The 6000-nt window shown below is 73.1% G+C and carries 6 protein-coding genes; 3 read left to right on the forward strand and 3 right to left on the reverse strand.

Annotation, left to right across the window (positions count from 1 at the left end; translation table 11 throughout):
• Positions 1–119: 119 nt before the first annotated feature.
• Together ACI793_RS18985 and ACI793_RS18990 are read right to left on the reverse strand one after the other, a co-directional pair.
• Positions 120–518, reverse strand: coding sequence for a hypothetical protein (locus tag ACI793_RS18985; RefSeq protein ID WP_456607937.1), 399 nt, complete (start codon positions 516–518; stop codon positions 120–122).
• Between the two features lie 220 nt (positions 519–738).
• The gene (locus ACI793_RS18990) at positions 739–1041 is read right to left on the reverse strand and encodes a hypothetical protein (protein ID WP_456607938.1); all 303 of its coding nucleotides are present in this window, start codon (positions 1039–1041) and stop codon (positions 739–741) included.
• A gap of 175 nt (positions 1042–1216) precedes the next feature.
• Between ACI793_RS18990 and ACI793_RS18995 the strand changes: the two genes are divergently transcribed.
• A complete protein-coding gene (locus ACI793_RS18995; RefSeq protein ID WP_456607939.1) occupies positions 1217–2674 on the forward strand; it encodes a DUF222 domain-containing protein in 1458 nt (485 codons plus the stop codon).
• 101 nt (positions 2675–2775) lie between these two features.
• Here ACI793_RS18995 and ACI793_RS19000 read toward each other — a convergent pair whose 3' ends face one another.
• Positions 2776–3417, reverse strand: a complete 642-nt coding sequence (locus ACI793_RS19000) for a hypothetical protein (protein ID WP_456607940.1) — start codon at positions 3415–3417, stop codon at positions 2776–2778.
• A gap of 158 nt (positions 3418–3575) precedes the next feature.
• Between ACI793_RS19000 and ald the strand changes: the two genes are divergently transcribed.
• Entirely contained in the window at positions 3576–4691 is a 1116-nt protein-coding gene (gene ald, locus ACI793_RS19005; protein ID WP_456607941.1) for an alanine dehydrogenase, read from the forward strand.
• Positions 4692–4729: 38 nt separating this feature from the next.
• A complete protein-coding gene (locus ACI793_RS19010; RefSeq protein ID WP_456607942.1) occupies positions 4730–5668 on the forward strand; it encodes a site-specific tyrosine recombinase XerD in 939 nt (312 codons plus the stop codon).
• Positions 5669–6000: the final 332 nt, after the last annotated feature.

A 6000-nucleotide genomic window follows, 5' to 3' on the forward strand; every position in this document is an offset into this window, starting at 1 on the left:
CCATCAGGGCGAGTTGATCTCGAGGAGCGGCGTTGCTAGGCCGCCCTCACGGCGAGCCGGCTGGATGTCGCTGAGCGGCCCACTCAGGGACAGCTGCGCGGCATGGAAAGACGGGGCTCTCACGCGTCCTGTCGCTGCTCTAGCCCAACGCTAAGTCGGGCGGCCGAGAACAACAGGCTGGTGTTGAGGGTGCAGAACGAGAACGTGTTGGTGGGCGGGTAGTAGTCGAGTTGGCGCACTTGTCCACGGACGTCCACGGGCGTCTCAAACAGGTCGTACTCGTCCTCCCACTGCCACACCTGGACGTCGCTGAACCGGAAGACGGCGACGGGGGTGGCCTCAGCCTCGGCCGGCGTCCACTCGGGCTCGTCGTAGACGAAACGAATGGTCAGCGTCGGCGGTCGGACCTGGTAGTCGAAGCCGACGAACTGCATCTCGTGCAGGCGGATCCAAACGCCACCCTCCGTCTGAAACTCATAGGGGGTGAAGTCCGGTCGATCCAGGCTGCTTCTCGCCACTCCCTCGAACCTGACGGGTGCCCGCTCCACCTGCGGCCACGCGTGCAGTGGCGACTCGTCGGCCGAGCTTGGCCTCGGTCTTGTTCTGAACAGGCCCACGGCGCAGAACGCTATCCGCTGCTGAGCGCACGGCAGCCCGACCGAGCGAGCCGACGCCCTTGGTGTCTCTGAAGCCGCCCTCTGTCCAGAGCGGCCCACTGAGGGACAGTCGGGCACCCGACTACGGGCGGGGCTGGCGCTCCCGGACCCTGAGCAGCTGTTGGGTCAAGGAGGTCAGCATGTCCGGTCGGCGGAACAGGGAGCTTTCCGGGCCGTACGCCCGCTCCCAGACGGCCAGGACTGCCTGCTCATTCGCGTCGTCGCGGACGACCAGGGACGCCAGCCTGTCGAGCTCGTTCGCGTACTCCTCTGGCGGTGCACCGATCGCGAGTAGGCCCTCCGGATCGATCTCGTCCACGACGTGGCCGACCGCCAGCTGCAGGCTCTCCCACCACTCCAATAGGACCTTGTCCCGGTTCGACACTCGGACAGGGTGTCAGACGAGAAGCGCGACGTCCGACCGTCAGAGAAGCCGCCTCCAGGTGTCCCATAGGCCGCCTTCAGGGCGAGTCCGAGCCGCAGTTCGGTCAGTGCCGCCTTCGTGCGTGCCGTACTCATCTCGCCCAAAAAACGTCAGAGGTGGCCCGTAGCTTCGTGGTGTGCGGACGCTGGTGGGAACCTCCGTGGTGGAGGGGGTGCTGATCGACTGGGTGAGCGCCCAGCCGGAAGCGCACCTGGACCTGCCTGCCGACTGGCTGGACGACGAGCAGGTCGCCGCGGAGCTGGCCCGGATCGAGCGGGACCGCGCGCGGCAGACCGCTCGGGAGGCGCAGCTGATCCTTCGGCTCGCCGAGCTGCGGCCTGATACGGACGACCCTCCGCCCGGCACACCCGGTGCCCGCCGGCGGAGCTGGCGGAAGACCGACCCCGAGTTCGCCGGGGTCAGCGAGTTCTTCCCCGACGAGGTGGCGCACGCCATCAACCTCGGTCGGGGGACGGCGGCGTTCCGGGCGCGGCGGGCCTTCACGTGGCGGGACAACCTGCCGGCCACCTTCGCGGCTCTGGGGCGGGGCGACGTCGACGAGCGCCGCGCGGGAGTCCTCGCCGACGCCCTGCAGTGCACGACGCCGGAGCTGGCACAGGCGGTGGAGGCGGCGCTCCTGTCCGAGGCGGGGACGATGTCGCTCGCCCGCCTCCGGGGCCGGGCACTCGAGCTGCTGGCCGAGCTGGACGCGGAGGCGGTCGAGGACAGGCGAGCGGAGGCCCAGCGGGCCGCCGACGTACGCACCTACCCGACGGCGGACGGGATGGCGGCGCTGACCGCCGAGATGAGCGCGGAGGAGGCGGCCGCCTGCTACGCCGTCATCGACCAGCTGGCCGCGATGGCGAAGGCCGACGGCGACGAGCGGCCGATCGGGCAGATCCGGTCGGCGATCCATTCGATGCTCATCCGGCGTCCTGCCGATCACGGCCTGGGCGGGGTGTCGGTGCAGCTGACCGTCAACGCCGCGCTCGACGGGCTCGAAGGGGCCAGTGACCGGGGTGGTGACGTCGCGGGGTTCGCCATCACCGCCGCGCACCTGCGCGAGTTGCTGCGTCGGGTGGAGGCGATCGGGCTGACGTCACCGGCCGGTGGGTCGCTGACCTTCGCGCTCAGCGACGAGCGGGGGCAGCTGCTGGCCACCGTCGGCGCGGGCGAACTCGCCCGCCTCGCTCGGAACGGCTGCCCGCATCACCCCGGAGCGGAGTGCGGCTGTGCCGTGCTGGCCATGCCGGACCCCATCGATGCGTACGAGCCCCGGGCAGCCCAACGGCGGTTCGTCACCAGCCGGGACCGGCGGTGCCGGATGCCGAACTGCGGTCAGCGGGTCGGCTGGGCAGATCTGGACCACGTGGTGGCGCACGCGGACGGCGGGCAGACGTCGTGCACCAACCTGTGCTGCGCCTGCCGCTCCCACCACCGGCTGAAGACCTTCGCCCGCGGCTGGGACTTCCGCATGGACCCCGACGGCACGCTGCACGTCACCAGCCCGTCGGGAATCACCCGGACCACCCGGCCACCGGGTCTGCGACCACCGGAGGCGCCACCGTCGATTCCCGACCCGCCACCGTTCTGACCGCTTGCCTCGACGGGCCGTTCCGCTTGCTCGTCTCGACGACTCGTTCCGCTTGCTCCTCGCGACGGGCCGTTCCGATGTCGTCCCGACTGCTCGGACGGTCAGGCGTGTCCGGGCTGCGACGCGGGATCGGACAGGCGAAGGCCCAGGCGGTCGAGTTCGAGGGCGGCCAGGGCCCGCACGGCCGCGGGGTCGCCGGCACGCCACGCCGCGCCGGTGCCCGGCGGCAGCGCGGCGAGGCGGGGCAGCGGTGCCGTGGCCAGCGCCCGCGCGGCCAGCAGCTCGAGGTCCGGGCCAGCCCCCGGGTGGCCGCTGAGCAACCGGTCGGCTGCCGTGGCCTCCCGCACCCAGCGGGTCCGCCACGGCAGCCAGCGCGCCAGGATGAAGGCCACCGGCAGCACGATCAGGGCCACGGCGAGGATCCCCGCGAGGTTGTCCACGGCGTCCTGGGCGCTCTGCCCGGCGCCGCGAACCGAGTCGCCGGCCTGCGCGAGCGCCTCGAAAGGGCCGGCCAGCTCGTCGCCGACCAGCGGCACGTCCTCCGCCACACCGGCCGCCGAGCCCATGTTCCTGGCGACCGAGTCGCCGAGGTGCTCCACCGCCTGCCCGGGTTCGGCCAGGCTCAGCACCGCGCCGTGGACCGCCCGCGCGACGAGGACCCAGCCGATGATCCAGAGCAGCAGCCCTCCGTCGGCGGCCAGCTGGCGCACCCGCATCGCGGTGTCCGGGGCGTACAAGCGCATCGGTTCTCCTCTTCGGTGCTCCGGCAGACATCGTCGGTCAGGAGTGCGCGACCGGCAGGGCGGCACCTGCCTAGACTCCGGCGCAGGGCGCTGCGACCGGGCGGCCCAGGACGCGGGGCCCGACGGTTCGCCGGGGGCCAGCAGAGCAGGAGCCGGGCATGCAGGTCGGGGTGGTCCGAGAGGTCAAGAGCGGTGAGTACCGCGTGGCGCTCACTCCCGCCGGCGTGACCGAGCTGGTTCGGGCCGGGCATGACGTGCTCGTCGAGCGCGGCGCGGGGGAGGGGTCCTCGATACCGGACGCCGACTTCACCGCCGCCGGTGCGCAGCTGGTGTCCGGGGCCGAGGACGTGTGGGCCGGGGCGGACCTGCTGCTCAAGGTCAAGGAACCGGTGGCCGAGGAGTACGGGCTGCTGCGCGCCGGCCAGACGCTGTTCACCTATCTCCACCTGGCCGCGTCGAAGGAGTGCACCGAGGCGCTCGTCGCCTCCGGGACCACCGCCATCGGCTACGAGACCGTGCAGACCGCCGACGGAGCCCTGCCGCTGCTCGCCCCGATGTCCGAGGTTGCCGGCCGGATGGCTCCGCAGGTGGGCGCGCACGCCCTCGAGCGGGCGCACGGCGGCCGGGGTGTGCTGCTCGGCGGCGTGCCGGGCGTGTACGCCGCGAAGGTCGTCGTCCTCGGGGCGGGGGTGTCGGGCATGAGCGCGGCGGCGATCGCGCTGGGGATGCAGGCCCAGGTCGTCGTCATGGACAAGGACATCGACAAGCTGCGCGCCGCCGACCGGATCTACCAGGGGCACCTGCAGACCCTCGCCTCCACGGCCTACGAGGTGGAGCGCGCGGTCCTGGACGCGGACCTGGTGATCGGCGCCGTCCTGGTGCCCGGGGCGCGGGCGCCGGTGCTGGTGAGCAACGAGCTGGTGGCGCGGATGCGGCCCGGCTCGGTGCTGGTCGACATCGCCGTGGATCAGGGGGGCTGCTTCGAGGACACCCGGCCCACCACCCACGACGACCCGACCTTCCGGGTGCACGGATCGGTCTTCTACTGCGTGGCCAACATGCCGGGCGCGGTGCCCAACACCTCGACGCACGCGCTGACCAACGTCACGCTGCCCTACGTGATAGCGCTGGCCGAGCGCGGCACCGTGGCGGCGGTGGGCGCCGATCCGGCGCTGGCCCGCGGGGTGAACGTGGCCGCCGGCTCGGTGGTCCTCCCCGAGGTGGCCCGGGCGCACGGTCTTCCCGCGGCCCCGTTGGCGGAGGTGCTGTCCTGACCGTCACGGACGTCGCCGGCCGCAGGTCGGGCTCCGACGTGGCGCGGGTGGTGACCGGGTACCTGGACCACCTCACCGTGGAGCGCGGCCTGGCCGCCAACACCATCGCCTCCTACCGTCGCGACCTGCGCCGGTACACCGAGTACCTCGAGACGGCCGGCGTGCACGCACTGGGCGAGATCGCCGAGTCCGACGTCGCGGGCTTCCTCGCCGCGCTCCGGCGGGGGGACGAGGAGCACCCGCCGCTGTCGGCCACCTCGGCCGCCCGCGCCGTGGTGGCGGTGCGGGGGCTGCACCGTTTCGCGCTGCTCGACGGGCTCGTGCCCGACGACGTCGCCGCCGAGGTCCGCCCGCCGACGCCGGCCCGCCGGCTGCCCAAGGCCGTGCCGGTGGAGTCGGTGGTGGCGCTGATCGAGGCCGCCGGCGCGGTGGAGGGGCCGCGGGGACTGCGCGACCGGGCCCTGCTGGAGCTGCTGTACGGCACCGGCGCGCGCATCTCCGAGGCGGTCGGGCTCGCCGTCGACGACGTCGACCGGGGGCAGGCCACGGTGCGGCTGGCCGGCAAGGGCGGCAAGGAGCGGATCGTGCCCGTGGGGAGCTACGCGCTGCGGGCGGTGGAGGAGTACCTCGTCCGGGCGCGGCCGGAGCTGGCCGGGAAGAGCCGCGGCGGTGTCCGCGGCGGCACGCTGTTCCTCAACGTGCGCGGCGGCCCGTTGTCCCGGCAGAGCGCGTGGCAGATCCTGCGCTCGGCCGCCGAACGCGCCACCGGCGGCAGCGACGAGCTGGCCCGGTCCGTGTCACCGCACACGCTGCGGCACTCGTTCGCCACCCATCTGCTCGACGGCGGGGCCGACGTCCGGGTCGTCCAGGAGCTGCTGGGCCACGCGTCCGTGACGACCACGCAGGTGTACACGCTGGTCACCGTGGACCGGTTGCGCGAGGTCTACGCGACGAGTCATCCGCGGGCACTCAACTGACAGCGCCCGCGCCCGATCCTGGGCAACTTCTGGTCCCGGTTCGGCTGTAGCAGTCACACGCGTTGTCACTCGTCGCCATGTCGACAAGTCACCGGCGCGTCACCTTGGGTGTTCCCGCCACTCTTCGTAGCGTCCTCATCACCCGAGCGGACAGGACGGCTGGACGCACCCGGATCACCGGGATCGGGGCACGAGCTGGAGGCAACAGACCCATGGCGATCCGAGCGGACGCGGCCCCCGCCGTCGGGCGGGCGCGCGCCCCCCCCCCCGAGATGGGTGCCGCCCCCTCGCGGCGGGACCCCCCGCGCGCCCGGCCCCCCCGCCGGCCGGAC

This window comes from Blastococcus sp. SYSU DS0617 (assembly GCF_054051075.1).